General features: G+C 38.7%; 13 protein-coding genes. 7 read left to right on the top strand and 6 right to left on the bottom strand.

The window, feature by feature from the left end:
• Window positions 1–5 precede the first annotated feature (5 nt).
• Window positions 6–1,106 (bottom strand): FAD:protein FMN transferase, encoded by a 1,101-nt coding sequence (locus IGL28_RS13035; protein WP_081128980.1) that lies wholly within the window; start codon window positions 1,104–1,106, stop codon window positions 6–8.
• 175 nt (window positions 1,107–1,281) lie between these two features.
• Window positions 1,282–2,211, bottom strand: a complete 930-nt coding sequence (pplA, locus tag IGL28_RS13030; RefSeq protein WP_010720695.1) for an extracellular electron transfer flavoprotein PplA — start codon at window positions 2,209–2,211, stop codon at window positions 1,282–1,284.
• A 300-nt stretch (window positions 2,212–2,511) separates the two neighbouring features.
• On the opposite strand from pplA, the gene IGL28_RS13025 reads away from it, so the two are divergent.
• From IGL28_RS13025 to IGL28_RS13005, 5 genes are all read left to right on the top strand, one after another.
• Window positions 2,512–4,449, top strand: a complete 1,938-nt coding sequence (locus IGL28_RS13025) for an NAD(P)/FAD-dependent oxidoreductase (protein ID WP_081128979.1) — start codon at window positions 2,512–2,514, stop codon at window positions 4,447–4,449.
• A gap of 135 nt (window positions 4,450–4,584) precedes the next feature.
• Entirely contained in the window at window positions 4,585–4,995 is a 411-nt protein-coding gene (locus IGL28_RS13020; protein WP_010737224.1) for a NusG domain II-containing protein, read from the top strand.
• A gap of 12 nt (window positions 4,996–5,007) precedes the next feature.
• On the top strand, window positions 5,008–5,574 hold the full coding sequence (locus tag IGL28_RS13015; RefSeq protein ID WP_010720692.1) for a Gx transporter family protein: 567 nt from the start codon (window positions 5,008–5,010) through the stop codon (window positions 5,572–5,574).
• A gap of 22 nt (window positions 5,575–5,596) precedes the next feature.
• On the top strand, window positions 5,597–6,586 hold the full coding sequence (locus IGL28_RS13010; RefSeq protein WP_010737225.1) for a polyprenyl synthetase family protein: 990 nt from the start codon (window positions 5,597–5,599) through the stop codon (window positions 6,584–6,586).
• Between the two features lie 784 nt (window positions 6,587–7,370).
• A complete protein-coding gene (locus tag IGL28_RS13005) occupies window positions 7,371–7,613 on the top strand; it encodes a hypothetical protein (RefSeq protein WP_010737226.1) in 243 nt (80 codons plus the stop codon).
• Between the two features lie 533 nt (window positions 7,614–8,146).
• On the opposite strand, the gene birA is transcribed toward IGL28_RS13005, so the two are convergent.
• The 4 genes from birA to IGL28_RS12985 form a co-directional block, all read right to left on the bottom strand.
• Window positions 8,147–9,109 (bottom strand): bifunctional biotin--[acetyl-CoA-carboxylase] ligase/biotin operon repressor BirA, encoded by a 963-nt coding sequence (gene birA / locus IGL28_RS13000; protein ID WP_081128977.1) that lies wholly within the window; start codon window positions 9,107–9,109, stop codon window positions 8,147–8,149.
• 96 nt (window positions 9,110–9,205) lie between these two features.
• Window positions 9,206–10,009, bottom strand: coding sequence for an ABC transporter ATP-binding protein (locus tag IGL28_RS12995; protein WP_438843967.1), 804 nt, complete (start codon window positions 10,007–10,009; stop codon window positions 9,206–9,208).
• Window positions 10,002–10,916: an ABC transporter permease gene (locus tag IGL28_RS12990; RefSeq protein WP_438843966.1), complete on the bottom strand. Its 915-nt coding sequence runs from the start codon at window positions 10,914–10,916 to the stop codon at window positions 10,002–10,004. Before IGL28_RS12990 ends, IGL28_RS12995 begins: the two co-directional genes overlap by 8 nt.
• Before the next feature lie 18 nt (window positions 10,917–10,934).
• Window positions 10,935–11,903 (bottom strand): ABC transporter substrate-binding protein, encoded by a 969-nt coding sequence (locus IGL28_RS12985; protein ID WP_081128976.1) that lies wholly within the window; start codon window positions 11,901–11,903, stop codon window positions 10,935–10,937.
• 497 nt (window positions 11,904–12,400) lie between these two features.
• Here IGL28_RS12985 and IGL28_RS12980 point away from each other — a divergent pair, with 497 nt between their 5' ends.
• A complete protein-coding gene (locus IGL28_RS12980) occupies window positions 12,401–12,643 on the top strand; it encodes a hypothetical protein (RefSeq protein ID WP_010720685.1) in 243 nt (80 codons plus the stop codon).
• 5 nt (window positions 12,644–12,648) lie between these two features.
• Window positions 12,649–16,266 (top strand): DNA-directed RNA polymerase subunit beta, encoded by a 3,618-nt coding sequence (gene rpoB, locus IGL28_RS12975; protein ID WP_010720684.1) that lies wholly within the window; start codon window positions 12,649–12,651, stop codon window positions 16,264–16,266.
• Window positions 16,267–16,288: the final 22 nt, after the last annotated feature.

Raw genomic sequence — 16,288 nt, 5'->3', positions numbered from 1 at the left:
ACTCCTTATTTCAATTCAGAACGATTGCCCATCGTATATTTAGAATCTTTGTCCAAAACGAAAGTATCTTTGATCGGATCGGTCACGTATACTTTGTTTTCTTTGGTAACAAAAATGGCTTCCGTTCCATCATTCAGTTCACTTTCGACGTATTCCAATCCTTTTTTCACACCCATTGAGAAGACAGCTGTCGACAAGCCATCGCCATCAATCGATTTATCTGTGATGATTGTGACACTAGCGATATCATTGTCAAAAGGATAACCAGTATCTGGATCAAATAGATGATGATATTTTTTACCATCTACTTCTAAATAACGCTCATAGATGCCAGAAGTCACTAATGTTTTGTTCCGTTCTTTGATCGTCCCTAAAACAGAACCACGTGCTAGATTCGGATCTTGGATACCAACTGTCCAGTCTTGATCTTCACCACGTGGGCTATGACCTAAAACATAGACATTTCCACCTAAGTCAACGATAGCAGTCGTTACACCTTGCTGTTTTAACACTTTGACAACTTCATCTGTGATATAGCCTTTAGCAATGGCTCCAAGATCGATGATCATGCCTTTTTCTTTCAGATAAACAGTTTTGTCTTTATCGTTCAGCTCAATTTTATGGTAATCAACCAGCTTTAATGCTTGATCGATTTCTTCTTGGGCCGGTTTTCTCGCATCGTCAAACCCAATACGCCATAATTGAGTAATAGCACCGATTGCCATGTCAAAACCACCTTGTGAATCTTGACTATATTCATAAGCACGTTTTAGTAACGTGTAGATATCATCAGAAACCTTTACTGGCTTGATACCCGCTTGTTGGTTCACTGCGTCGATTTCGGAACCCTCCTGATTGATCGTGATTTTATCACCTAGTTCTTTGACCCGAGCAAAGGCAGGTTTTAATGCTGCTTCTTTGCCTTCATCATAGATTCGAATCCGAACATAAGTCCCTAATAAGAACTGTTCATCAGAATAAGGTTCTTGTAAAATTTTGGTGGTCGTTTTGCTCTCAGAGGTCGTTTGTTTCGTCGCTGTGCTGCAAGCTGCTAACGTGAACAAACTTAAAAAGGCTACGAAAGAGAGTAATCGTTTCTTTAACATGTGTTTCCTCATTTCATTAGTGGAAGGGACGGTTGCTGAGAAATCAAAAAGTGTACTTTGAGAAATAAGCCGAAACATCACAAAAATTTTTCAAAGAAAAATTTTGGACATCTCGGCTTGGATCTCAAAGAAACAACTTGTGCAATCGTCTCTTCCACGGATAATTATAGAAAATTTATTTTGTTACGATATTGTCAACTTGAATGGTTTGAGTGTCGCCTTTTTCAGCAGCATTCACTAATTGTTGTGCATACATTACAAATGAATGTGAGCTGTGAGTCGCACCAGTGACAACTTCAACATCTGCAGGTGAACCATCTTCTTCGCCCATCGCTTTGACAAGTTCATCATTCAATTCAGGAATGTATGTCTCTGGAGAAGTACCACTTTTTGCTTTCATATTTTTGTTGTAGTCTGCATCGTCTTGTTTTGAGTTGCCGTCTTTGTCGACATAGTCAAATTTAGATTCAGATACTTTACCATCAGCGACTGTCATTTCAAATTGGACACGGTAACCATTAGAATAGTTTTTCTCTTCTAATTTGTATGTGCCATCTTGAAGATCTGCACCGTTATTGATTTCAATTGTATCAGTATTACCAGCTTGAGCAGCTTGGATCAATTGTTGTGCATAGTTTTGGAAGCTTTCTGAAGAATGAGTTGCACCAGTAACAACTTCAACTCCACTTGCGCTTTGTGCTTCGACTAATTGTTCATTCAATTGTGGAATGAATTTTTCTGGGCTAGTACCAGCTTTTGCTTCCATGTTTTTGTTGTATTCTGTATCTTTGGTTTTAGACTCGCCATTTTCGTTGATGTTGTCATATTTAGATTCAGTGATTTTGCCATCTTTGACAACCATTTCGAAGACTGCACGATAACCGTTAGAGTAATTTTTTTCTTCTAATTTATAAGTACCATCTTGTAACTCGCCGCCAGCAACGATTTGTGCTGAGCTTTCAGTTGTTTTTGTTTCTGATGTCTTAGCAGTTGAAGCTTCTGTTGAGCTGTTAGAGCTTCCGTTATCATCCGCACCACAAGCACCTAACATTAAAGCTGAAAAAGCTAATACAGCAAATCCAGTAATAAAACGTTTTTTCTTCATTTTACTCCCACCGTTTCCTTTTTTAGTACACAATATTCTTTGTGATTCATTATACATTCTAATGAAAATCAGCCATAAGTCAACCGTTTTCGTCAAATAACTAGTGTAATCTTTAAACCGTTTTCTTTCTGTAAATTTCGTGAAAAAGAGCTTAACCACAAATTTTTAAAAATAATGAAAATGAGTTAGACAAAAGGGAATAACATCTATATAATGTATAAAGATTGTGTAATAGGTAGCAAACTAATACAAATGTTAATCATTTCAAATAAAGGATTACCAATAAGGAGCGGATGAACAATGACAAAGCAAAATATTGTCGTTGTGGGTGCAGGTTATGCCGGGGTATCAGCAACAAAATACTTGGCAAAAAAACTTAAAAAAGAAGATGTGACAATCACTTTGATTGATCGTCATTCGTACCACACGATGATGACAGAATTACACGAAGTTGCAGGTGGACGGGTTGAACCAGAAGCAATCCAATATGATCTACAGCACTTGTTTGCTCGACAAAAAAATGTTCAATTAGTGACAGATACGGTCACTGGTATCGATAAAGAACAAAAAGTTGTGAAAACAAAATTAGGCACTTACCCATTCGATCAGTTGATCTTGGGAATGGGGGGAGAACCAAATGACTTTGGGACTCCTGGAGTAAAAGAAAACGGCTTTACCTTATGGTCATTTGAAGATTCAGTTAAAATACGTGAACACATTGAACGTACCGTGGCAAAAGCAGCTTTAGAACCTAACGATGCGTTACGTAAAGCAATGCTGACGTTTGTGGTCTGTGGTTCAGGGTTCACCGGAATCGAAATGATTGGTGAATTGATTGATTGGAAAAACCGTTTGGCAAAAGACTACAAATTAGACCCAAGTGAAATTACACTGATGGTTGTAGAAGCAATGCCGACGATTTTAAATATGCTGGATCGTAATGATGCAGCCAAAGCAGAGCGCTATTTAAAGAAACATAAAGTAGAACTACTATTGAATGCACCAATCGTGGAAGTAGCGAAAGACCATATCAAGTTAAAAGATGGTCGTCAGATTCCTACCCACACATTGATCTGGACAGCTGGTGTCAAAGGAACTTCTGATGCTGCTGATTTCGGCTTAGAGTCCGCTCGTGGTCAACGTTTGGTAGCGAATGAATATATGCAGGCAAAAGGATATGAAGATAAAAACATCTATATTATCGGAGACTTGGTTTTCTATGAAGAATTTCCTGGAACACCAACGCCACAAATCGTTCAAGCAGCTGAACAAACAGGTCATACAGCAGCAGCCAATATCGTAGCTGCCATCAAAGGCGGCGAAAAGCATAAGTTTAAAGGAAACTATCAAGGTTTCATGGTATCGATCGGTGCCAAATGGGGCGTTGCCAATTTATTTGATAAGATCCATTTAAGTGGTTTCTTAGCGATTGTGATGAAACACATCGTCAATTTGAAATATTTCTTTGATATTCGTTCTGGCTATTATATGTTCCAATACATGATGCACGAATTCTTCCATATCAAAGACGATCGTAATGTGACACGTGGCCATTCTTCCCGTTATGGAAATGTCTTATGGAGTGTGCCTTTACGAGTGTTCTATGGTCTGGTTTGGTTTATCGAAGCCTTCAAAAAAATTGTTGGTGATGGGCAAGTGTTGAAACCAGGTACTTGGTTTGGTGAAGGTTCATGGTTTACAGGTAACAGCGTGTTCCCTTGGACTTGGGAATACAATGTGACCGATGTAGCAAGTGGGGCTTCCGCTGCTGGCGAAGCAACAACAGCAGCTACTGGTGCAGCAACCAGTGGTGCAGGAGAAGCTGCGACACAAGCTACTCACTTTGGTCTAAGTTATGCTTATGGTGAACAGCCTATGGCCGTGATTGAAAAATCACCAGACTGGTTCACGAAAATGATGCAAGTGATCATGCCAAATAATGATGTAGCAATGTTTTTCCAAAAATTCATGGTATTCTTTGAAATTGCTTTAGCACTCGCTTTGATTGCTGGTTTATTTACCTGGTTATGTAGTGCAACGACCATTGTTTTAGTGATTACTTTCTGTCTATCTGGAATGTTCTACTGGGTAAACATCTGGTTTATCTTTGTTGCTTTTGCATTGATGAACGGTTCAGGTCGTGCAATTGGTCTTGATCGCTGGGTGATTCCATGGTTACAAAAAACACTAGGCAATTGGTGGTATGGGAGACCTAAATCCCGATATGGATCAAAATAAAAAATTAGCCTAGAGCTTAAACTGAACAATTTGAGAATAATGGCTGATTGAAGAAAGTTCTAGGGAAACCTAGGACTTTCTTTTGTTTCATGCTAAAATTGGAGAACAGTTCAGCAAGAGGAGGCGTGCGAAAAGATGAAAGAATTTATCAAGAAAAGTTTGCTTAAACCTTGGGATATTTTCATTATCGTTCTTTTGATTGCTCTTTCTTTTTTACCCATCATCGTATTTAGTTATCAACAAGACAATGTAGCTCCTGATAAAGAAGCTGTACTACGCGTTGATGGTGATGAAATCAAAACCTTCCCATTAGTAGCTGGGAGTAAAAAATATACGTATACTTATGAAGATCCACATGGTGATTATAATTTAATCGAAGTTGATGGCGACAAGATACGCATAAAAGAAGCAGATTGTGGCGATCAGATTTGTGTGAGACGAGGGTGGGCTTCTAAGAATGGCGAAACGATTGTTTGCTTGCCTCATAAATTAGTGATCGAGGTTCGGTCAACAGATGGGAGTGACAAAGATGGTCTGATCTATTAGGCTATCCACACCATGACAAAATTACAAAAAATGATTTATATATCTTTACTAGTGGCGCAAGGAGTCATCATTGGATTAATTGAGAACATGATCCCATATCCTTTTTCATTTGCTCCTGGAGCAAAGTTAGGACTTGCTAATTTGATTACCATTGTAGCGATTTTTACGATGAAAAAACGGGATAGTTTTTTATTGTTATGGCTTCGCCTATTTTTAACAACTTTGTTAGGTGGGACGATCTCTACCTTTCTTTATAGTATGAGCGGCGCGTTACTCAGCTATGTAGGAATGCTGTTAGTGAAACAGTTAGGTCCTAAGCGAGTCAGCATTATTGGAATCAGTGCAACAGGTGGCTTTATGCATAATGTCGGACAACTAGTGATGGCTTCGTTCATTGCTCAATCATGGACAGTCATGTTATATCTGCCGATTCTATCTTTCTTAGGTATTCTGTCTGGAATTGCGATCGGGATTGCAGCCAATTATTTGTTGCAACATGTACGTACATTACAACTTTTTCAAAGAGACTATGAGAAAGAACAAAAAGAGAAATGGCAACCGCTTTTTTTGAAAAAATAATGGTTATACAAGGAGTTTTTTTATGAAGCTACATCCAATGTGGAGTGAGTATCCAACTTTGAAAAACGAATTAAACGAGACGTTGAAAAAGATGGAAGATGTTGTCCGCTTAAAGAACAAGCCAGTCGAACAAGCAATCAAAGAGACGATTCATGCGGGAGGTAAACTGCTAAGACCTGCCTATCAATTGCTCTTTTCTCAATTTGGTCCAGAACAAGATCGTGAAAAGGCGATTGCGCTAGCTGCTTCGATCGAAATGCTTCATACCGCTACATTGATCCATGATGATATCGTTGATGAGGCAGATGTTCGACGTGGTCAGCCTAATTTACGTGGTCGATTTGGGAATACGGTAGCCGTTTATGCAGGAGACTATTTATTTGTTTGCTGTTTCAAATTACTTTCAAATTATTCTAATTCGCTAAAGAGCTTACAATCTAATTCTCGGAGTATGGAAAAAGTATTAGATGGTGAGCTTGGACAAATGGACGACCGTTACAATTATCATTTAACTGTGCCGGAGTATTTAGAAAACATCTCAGGGAAAACGGCCGAACTCTTTCAATTAAGTTGTTCAGTCGGAGCTTATGAAAGTGGAATGAATGAACGGTTTGCTCGAAAAGCAGGTTCAATCGGTTTAGCTGTCGGGATGGCGTTTCAGATCATTGACGATATCCTGGATTACACGAAAGATGCGGTCGATATCGGTAAACCAGTATTAGAAGATATGCGTCAAGGCGTGTATTCTCTACCATTGATTTACGCATTACAAACAGATAAAAAAGCAGAATTGATTGCATACTTGGATAAAAAAACTGAGTTGACACAAGAGGAAGCAGAAAGTGTTCGTCAGATTGTCAGAGAAGTCAATGGTGTGACAAAAGCCAAAAAATTAGCGGAAGATTACACAAAAAAAGCCTTAAAGGAAATTAGTAAGCTCCCTGATACAGCCTTTGATACACGTGAGATTCTTTTGTCAGTTACTGAGTTGATTTTAGATAGGGAAAATTAAAGAAAAATATCGGAAATCAGCCGCTACAATGGCATATTCTATTTCAAGAATCAAGAAGTAAAAAGAGTAGGCATGTGATGGTTGAACTTGAGAACCTTATTGTTGAGGAGTTGCTTCTTGAACGCCGTTTATTCGTTTTTAGATATACCACCAGAAGAGATTGAGGAAAGTTTTGGCTCAGTCTCTTTTTTATTTTAGAAAAATATTGGATCTATTTCAATCACTTTACTTCTTTTGGCTTTTTTCCAACAATTTGTATTACTTCTTTATTTGGAAGATCGGTCTAAAGTTTATTCTTTAATTTTACCAATTTTTTTTATTTTTAGAAAAAATAGTTGTCAAAGAGTATTGAGAAGAAAGTATGCTAATAATAGATGCCAGTGAAATCAGAGGACTTTGCTGTTGCAGTCTGAAATTTACTTAACTTTAGGCATGTACTTATAAGTGAGACTTTGTATACACAGAAAGTCGCTATCTGTATAAAAGGAGGGATCAGACTATAGGTTACAATCTTTAACTGACTATTCGTAGTTTTGGGGGAAACGACGAATAAATTTTAAATAACATTCAGCCGGTTTTCTATTTAGGAAATCGGTTTTTTTATAACTGGATGACAAATCCAAAAGGTAAGAGTGAAAAAAAGAAATTTTAACGTGTATTATTCATTAAAACAACTATTTTGCGAAACAATCTTTCCTAATTTTGAAAATAATTGTTCTGGACCAAGACTAAAAATATGTTATATTCACTAGTGAAGAAATACAATTAGAAAGGAAGATGTTGAGTGAAAAAACGATTAACAACGGATTTAACCAGAGTAGATGTAAATAAGATTTTAACCCGAATGATCAGTAAAAAAAATCATTTCTCATTTGAAGATATTGAAAAAGAATGTCAAAAACCGTTAACCACGGCGGATAAATTTCTAATTAGGACACTTGTTGTCAAAAAATTTAAGCTGAATGTAGAATATCTTTCATCTAATCAGTTAAAATTTTATCGTGTAAACAAAGAAGCGTGTTTGTAAGTCCTTTTTGTACATAATAAAATCAAAAATGTTGCAATACCATACAAAATAACACAGACCTTAAAGAATAAGGTAAGATAGAACCAGAAAGAGAAAAGGAGGAGAGCTGGGAAAGAAAAAGTGTTGTTGTGTATGGATCAAGAAGTAGCATGTTTGATTGAACAAGATTTTGGGGAAATCCGTTTAATGAAACATTATATATTGGGGAAGCGACAATAAGTAGAAGTCATACTTATATGACAGAATAGCATCAGAAAAACAAACCTTTTATAGGTGGAAGTTTGTCTGTGGCTTTTGATTGAAACATTCGATACATCAGATCAATGATATTGCAGTTGTATAAAAAAGCACATAGAGGTTTAAAAATTGTGTAGCATTTTTGTTATGAACAGCAATAGCACATAGAATAACAACTTCATTTTACAACTCGCTAAATGAAGGGGCTATGAAGTATTCTGCGAGATCACATAAAAAAGGAACCACCATTGATGAAGAAAGGGATGGGCATTTTTGCCCATCCCTTTCTTTTTGACTTACTCAATGGAGGTTAAACTAATTTCGCCAGAAAAAAGAGTGAGAAATTGGTCTTCTACTTGTACGATCAACTCTCCATGTTCTCCGATTTCTTTAGCAATCCCAGTATAATGTTGCCCTTTTTGGGTAAATTGTACTTTTTTTCCAAGAACGAAAGACTTTTCACGATAAAGTGTTAAGTATTCGTCTGTGGGTTCTGAAAGATAGTAAAAGAAATTTTTCCAAATTTGACTAATCAATTGATTCCGTGTGATGGATTTATGACCATCAGGGAAAAGAGACGTTGCTTTCTTTTGAATGGCTTCAGGAAACTGTTTTTGCGGGATGGAAAAATTTAGACCAATGCCAATAATGATCGAACTGATCCCGCCAGTTTCCATGTCACTGATTGCTTCAGATAAAATCCCGCTAATTTTTTTTCCATTTAAATAAAGATCATTGACCCATTTGATCGAAGGATCTTTTTTAGTCAATTCTTGAATGGCTTTCACGCATGCACTTGCTGCAATAACTGTATATTGGGGCAATTCATCAAATCGTTGATTGGGATGGATCAATAAGCTCATATAAATGCCTTGTCCAGGGGCTGCAAAAAAAGGGCGTCCAAATCGGCCGTGTGCCTGTTCTTGGGTATCGGCGATAAAAAGAGCGGGTCCGATTTCTTTGGTTGCCGCAAGCTTAGCATCTTTCATCGTAGATTCTGATCGTTCTTGTACCGACACCGTCAAATCTGGTATCCAAGGTTCTAATGCTTGGCGAATTTCTTGGGCATCTAACACATCAGAAGGAAGATAACGGTACCCCTTAGCTTGATGCTCAAAATGATAACCTGTTTTTTCTAATTCTTTGATTGCTTTCCAAATACTGGTACGTGACACTTGTAATTGCTGTGCCATTTTTTCACCTGATAAAAAATCAGGAGATTCTTTTAATAGTTGGAGTACTTTGTCTTTTGTCGTCATCCATTGCAACTCCTTTCATGTAGTATTGTATCAATAAGAAAGCAGAAAACAAATGAGAAATTTGTCAGTTGTTGTGGAAGCGACAGCAGATGATTGCTAACTTAAAAGTACTTGGTCGTCTTTCAATGCAGCGCCACTATTTTGTTTGAACATTTCTAGTAGCTGAGGGACAGTCAAATGTTGTTTTTCTGCCTGTTGAATATCCACGACGATTTGCCCTTGGTGTAGCATGATCAATCGATTTCCATAGCGGATGGCATCTTCCATATCATGGGTGACCATGAAAGCCGTCAAGTGCTGTTCACTAATTAATTTGTCCGTGAGTTCCATCACTGTTTTTGAAGTTGCCGGGTCGAGGGCTGCAGTATGTTCATCTAATAAAATCAATTCAGGACGTTGTAAAGTAGCCATTAATAAAGTGATCGCTTGACGCTGTCCTCCAGAAAGCAAGCCGATTTCAGTGGTCAAACGATTTTCTAACCCAAGATTCAAGCGTGCGAGATGTTCCTTGAAAAAGGAACGATCTTGCGGCTTGACTCCTCGGAAAAAGCCTCGTTTTTTACCACGTTTCATTGCTAGTGCTAAATTTTCTTCCACCGTCAATCGGACAGCAGTGCCTAATTTAGGGTCTTGAAAGACACGACTGATTTCTTTGGAGCGAGCAACCACTGACTTTTTGGTGATATCTTTGCCATTCAATAAAATCTTCCCTTGATCCACTGGAAAAGAACCAGCAATACTGTTCAATAGTGTCGATTTACCTGCACCATTTCCGCCAATAATTGTTACGAAATCACCTTGTTTCAACGAGAGATTAACTCCTTTTAGCACATGGTTTTCATTGATGCTTCCTTTTTCAAACGTATGGTGGATAGATTGAAGTGTTAAAACATCAGTCATTGATAGATCCTCCTTTTGCTTTCGTACGCTTAGGTAACTTTAATTTTTGTTGGATTTGTGGAAAAGATAAACAGATAACCAGAACAAGTGCAGAAGCTAATTTTGAATCGCTTGGTTGAACGTTCAACTCAAAAACTAACGCTAAGATAAAACGATAGATCACGGCGCCTAAAATAATTGTCAATAATCGAAGAAGCAATGGTTGGTTTCGAAAGAGGACTTCAGCGATGATGATTGAAGCCAAGCCAATCACGATCGTACCGATCCCAGAGTTTAAATCAGCAAAGCCATTGTTTTGTGCAAGCAACGAACCAGATAAAGCAATACAGCCATTTGAAATCATATACCCAATGATTTTCATCGTATCGGTGTTGATGCCGTTTGCTTCACTCATTGCTAAATTATCGCCAGTCGCTCGAATCGCCAACCCCGTTTCTGTCCGTAAAAATAAAACAAGCAACGTGACAACGATCAATCCGACAAGTAAGCCAGCAATCAATACAGCATTTTCTTTTGAAACACCGAGTGATTCTGCCCATGTAAAGACGTTTTTTTGTCCTAACAAAGAAAGATTAGGTGCGCCCATGATCCGTGAGGTAACGGAATATAAGCCAGTCATCGTGATGATTCCAGCTAGAAGTGCCGGAATTTTAAGTTTGGTATGGAGCAGTCCTGAAACTAAGCCAGCTGCTGCGCCTCCTAAAAATCCTAAGAGGCAAGCAACGATCGGGGAAAGTCCATTAGTGATACTGACAGCAGCAATCCCAGCACCTAAAGGGAAACTGCCTTCAGCTGTTAAATCAGCGATATCTAGAATACGAAAAGTAAGGAAGACACCGATTGCCAGCAGTGCCCAAAGCACGCCTTGTGAAGCAGAAGATAAAAAGATACTTATTAAATTAGTCATGATTGTCCTCCTGTAAAATTATTCAGTCTCTTTGATTGTTGTTGGATCGATCCCAAGGGCTTTTGCCATGTCTTTATTGACATATAAGGAAAGATCATCTGCTGATTCAACCGGTAATTCACTCGGTTTTTTGCCAGCTAAGATTTTGGCAGCCATTTCACCTGTTTGTCGTCCTAATTCTTCATAATCAATCCCAACAGTCGCTAAGCCACCTTCTTTGACTTGATCCACGGAACCAGCAACGATCGGTGTTTTTGTTTCTTTGGCTACTTCACCGATAACGCTAGCAGCACTGGCGAATGTATTATCCGTTGGGATGTAGATACCGTCGACACCTTTGGCTAAACTTTTTGTCACTTGTTGAACATCATTGGTGGAGTTTGCCGTCAATACTTTGACTTTCACCCCGGCTTTTTTCAATGTTTTCTCGGCTAGGTCTCCTTGGATTTTGGAATTTGCTTCCCCGTTGTTGTACATGATTCCGATCGTTTTTGCTTTTGGCACGATCTGTAATAATAGCTCGATTTGTTTTTCGATTGGTACCATATCCGTCGTACCAGTCACATTACCGCCAGGTTTGTCATTAGAGGAAACTAAATGTGCTTTTTCTAAGTCGGTAACTGCCGTCACTGTAATAGGAATCGTAGTTGTTTCATTAAGGAGTGATTGCGCAGCTGGAGTTGCAATCCCTAATAATAAGTCGGGTTGATCCTTTACTAATTTTTCACTCATACTTTTTAGATTGTCTTGATTGTTTTGCGCATTTTGATAGTTGATTGTTAAATTGTCGCCTTCTTTATAGCCATTTTCTGCTAGCCCTTCTTTGAACCCTTTGTATGTAGCATCTAATGAATTGTGTTGAACCAGTTGTAAAACACCGATTGTTTTCGAGTCATCCGATTTTGCTGAGGAACTATTTGCAGTTCCACATCCACCAAGTGCTAGTAATAATGTTGCGCCTAATCCGATCAATAAATTTTTTTTCATTTCTTTTTCCTCCTTCAATTTTGAAAACAAAAAATCCATTTAGACAAAACGTCTAAATGGATTGAGTATCGAAAGAGTATGTAAGTAAGAAATCGTGATTACTTTGTACTTTTCGCTTAGCCACTTAACGTAATGTCTACGTGGCTTTTGCGTAATACAAAGTTCTTTAGCCATCATAGATACAAACCAGTTGTTTGGTGTTTGTATCCATAATTCATGAATACAAACCTATCTAAAGTAGCTAAAGTAAAAGTTATTCAATTGTGTCGGGATAAGTTGTATATTCGGTTTTTGCATAAATAAATCCTCCACAAATAATAAATTTTCCTAAGTATAGCCGAGATGTAAGGGGATTGTCAAGACGAACATTCAGAAAATTCTCAAAATCCGTGAATGTTTATTCGATATATTATAGTAAGAAAAGTTTAAGAAAAAATGATGAAAAGAGGAGGGAAACGCCAGGAAGTGTTGACTTTTATGAAAAAAGAGTGTAATATATGAAGTTGCAAAAACTATCTGATGAAGTAAAGGCAGAAACGAAATATTGTCCGTTTCGGCTTTATAATAAGGAAACAAAAATAGAAGCGCATGAAGAAATGGTTTCAAAAGAATGCTCTATTTTTGGTTTTTTTTTGCCTAAAAGCCGCAAAAAATGTCTATTGTTATCTAAATATAATATTTTTAATATTATTGTAACAATTGATCGGGTAGTCTTTTTGAATGACATTTTAGAGGGGTGAAGAGCTTGGCTGGACACGTAGTAAAGTACGGAAAACATCGCGAACGTAGAAGTTTCGCACGAATCAGTGAAGTGTTGGAATTACCAAATTTGATCGAAATTCAAACAGACTCTTACCAATGGTTCCTAGATGAAGGACTAAGAGAAATGTTTGAAGACATTTTGCCAATTGATGACTTCAATGGCAATCTATCTTTGGAATTTGTGGATTATGAATTGAAAGAACCTAAGTATACGGTAGCAGAAGCACGCGCACATGATGCAAATTACTCTGCACCATTACATGTAACGTTACGTCTAACAAACCGTGAGACAGGTGAAATCAAAGCGCAAGAAGTCTTCTTCGGTGATTTCCCATTAATGACTGAACAAGGAACATTCATTATCAACGGAGCAGAACGAGTAATCGTTTCTCAGTTAGTGCGTTCACCTGGTGTGTACTTCCATGGAAAAGTAGACAAAAACGGAAAAGAAGGTTTCGGTTCAACTGTGATCCCGAACCGTGGTGCATGGTTAGAAATGGAAACTGATGCAAAAGATATTTCTTACGTACGTATTGATCGTACCCGTAAGATTCCTTTGACTGTGTTAGTTCGTGCCCTAGGATTTGGATCAGATGATACCATCTTTGAAATCTTTGGTGACAGTGAAACGTTACGCAATACAGTTGAAAAAGACTTGCACAAAAATGCAAGTGATTCAAGAACAGAAGAAGGATTAAAAGACGTTTACGAACGTCTACGTCCAGGCGAGCCTAAGACAGCCGATAGTTCTCGGAACTTATTGAATGCTCGTTTCTTCGATCCAAAACGCTACGACTTAGCCAACGTTGGTCGTTATAAAGTAAATAAAAAATTAGACTTGAAAACACGTCTATTGAACTTAACATTAGCAGAAACATTGGTTGATCCAGAAACTGGTGAAATCATCGTTGAAAAAGGAACTGTGTTGACTCACCAAGTGATGGAAACATTAGCACCTTTCATTGATAATGGATTGAATTCAGTGACTTACTATCCATCAGAAGATGGTGTTGTGACTGATCCAATGACTGTTCAAGTGATCAAAGTCTTTTCACCAAAAGATCCAGAACGTGAAGTGAATGTGATCGGTAACGGTTATCCAGAATCAGCTGTGAAAACTGTTCGTCCGGCAGACATCATCGCATCAATGAGTTATTTCTTAAACTTGATGGAAGGGATCGGCAACGTGGACGATATCGACCACTTAGGAAACCGTCGTATCCGTTCAGTCGGTGAATTACTGCAAAACCAATTCCGTATCGGTTTAGCTCGGATGGAACGTGTCGTACGTGAAAGAATGTCGATCCAAGATACAGAAACATTGACACCACAACAATTGATCAACATCCGTCCAGTGGTTGCAAGTATCAAAGAATTCTTCGGTTCTTCTCAGTTGTCTCAGTTCATGGATCAAACGAACCCACTTGGGGAATTGACACACAAACGTCGTCTTTCAGCCTTAGGACCTGGTGGTTTGACTCGTGACCGAGCTGGTTATGAAGTTCGTGACGTTCACTATTCTCACTATGGCCGTATGTGTCCGATTGAAACGCCTGAAGGACCAAATATCGGGTTGATCAATAGTTTATCTAGCTATGCGAAAGTTAATAAATTTGGATTTATCGAAACTCCTTACCGTCGTGTTGATCGTGAAACTGGTCGTGTAACGGATCAAATCGACTATCTAACAGCTGACATCGAAGACCACTACATCGTTGCCCAAGCAAATAGCCCATTAAATGAAGATGGTACTTTTGCACAAGACGTTGTTATGGCTCGTGCTCAAAGTGAAAACTTAGAAGTTTCAATCGATAAAGTCGATTATATGGACGTATCACCTAAACAAGTAGTTGCGGTAGCGACAGCATGTATTCCTTTCTTGGAAAACGATGACTCCAACCGTGCCTTGATGGGTGCCAACATGCAGCGTCAAGCAGTGCCATTGATCAATCCACAAGCACCATGGGTTGGTACTGGTATGGAATATAAATCAGCTCATGACTCAGGAGCTGCTTTGCTATGTAAACATGATGGTGTCGTTGAATTTGTGGATGCCTCTGAGATTCGTGTTCGTCGTGACAACGGTGCATTAGATAAATACGCTGTAACAAAATTCCGTCGTTCAAACTCAGGAACAAGCTACAACCAACGCCCAATCGTTCATTTAGGCGAAAAAGTTGAAAAAGGCGATACTTTAGCAGATGGACCTTCAATGGAACAAGGTGAAATGGCGCTAGGACAAAACGTTTTAGTTGGTTTCATGACTTGGGAAGGTTACAACTATGAAGATGCGATCATCATGAGCCGCCGTCTTGTGAAAGACGATGTCTATACTTCGATCCACATCGAAGAATATGAATCAGAAGCTCGTGATACAAAATTAGGACCTGAAGAAATCACTCGTGAAATCCCTAACGTTGGGGAAGATGCTTTGAAAGATCTAGACGAGATGGGTATTATCCGTATCGGTGCGGAAGTCCAAGATGGTGACTTGCTAGTTGGTAAAGTAACACCAAAAGGGGTAACCGAATTATCCGCTGAAGAACGTCTTTTACATGCGATCTTTGGTGAAAAAGCTCGTGAAGTCCGTGATACTTCATTACGTGTACCACACGGTGGTGGCGGGATCGTCCACGACGTAAAAATCTTTACTCGTGAAGCCGGCGATGAATTATCACCAGGCGTAAACATGCTTGTACGTGTGTATATCGTTCAAAAACGTAAAATCCATGAAGGAGATAAGATGGCCGGACGTCATGGTAATAAAGGGGTTGTATCCCGTATCATGCCGGAAGAAGATATGCCATTCTTACCAGATGGAACACCAATCGATATCATGTTGAATCCTTTAGGGGTGCCATCACGGATGAATATCGGACAAGTATTGGAATTGCATTTAGGGATGGCTGCTCGTCAGTTAGGTATCCATGTTGCAACACCAGTATTTGATGGTGCAAGTGATGAGGACGTTTGGGAAACGGTTCGTGAAGCTGGTATGGCCAGCGATGCGAAAACCATCCTTTATGACGGACGTACAGGTGAACCATTTGACGGCCGAGTGTCTGTCGGTGTCATGTACATGATCAAACTTGCTCACATGGTCGATGATAAATTGCATGCTCGTTCAATCGGACCTTACTCATTGGTTACACAACAACCATTGGGTGGTAAAGCACAATTTGGTGGACAACGTTTTGGTGAAATGGAAGTTTGGGCTTTGGAAGCTTACGGTGCCGCTTATACCTTACAAGAAATCTTGACATACAAATCAGATGATGTAGTTGGTCGTGTGAAAACTTATGAAGCGATCGTCAAAGGCGAACCAATTCCAAAACCAGGTGTACCAGAATCATTCCGAGTATTAGTAAAAGAATTACAATCACTAGGATTAGACATGCGTGTCTTGGATATCAAAGATTCTGAAATCGAACTCCGTGATATGGATGACGAAGATGATGATTTGATCACTGTAGATGCTTTGACAAAATTTGCTGAACAGCAAACAGCCAAAGAATTAGAAAAGAAAGCTGCTGAACAAGTGGAAGATGAAAGACAAGATATCATCCAAAACTTTGAAACCGCAGAAGATAACTTAGACTAATCCGGTCTATGAGCTGTAAGGC

Source organism: Enterococcus sp. AZ077, assembly GCF_051714965.1.
GTDB classification, from domain to species: Bacteria; Bacillota; Bacilli; order Lactobacillales; family Enterococcaceae; genus Enterococcus_B; species Enterococcus_B hirae.
The sequence above is the reverse complement of the archived record's forward strand: the minus strand, read 5'-3'. Positions and strand labels throughout refer to the sequence as shown.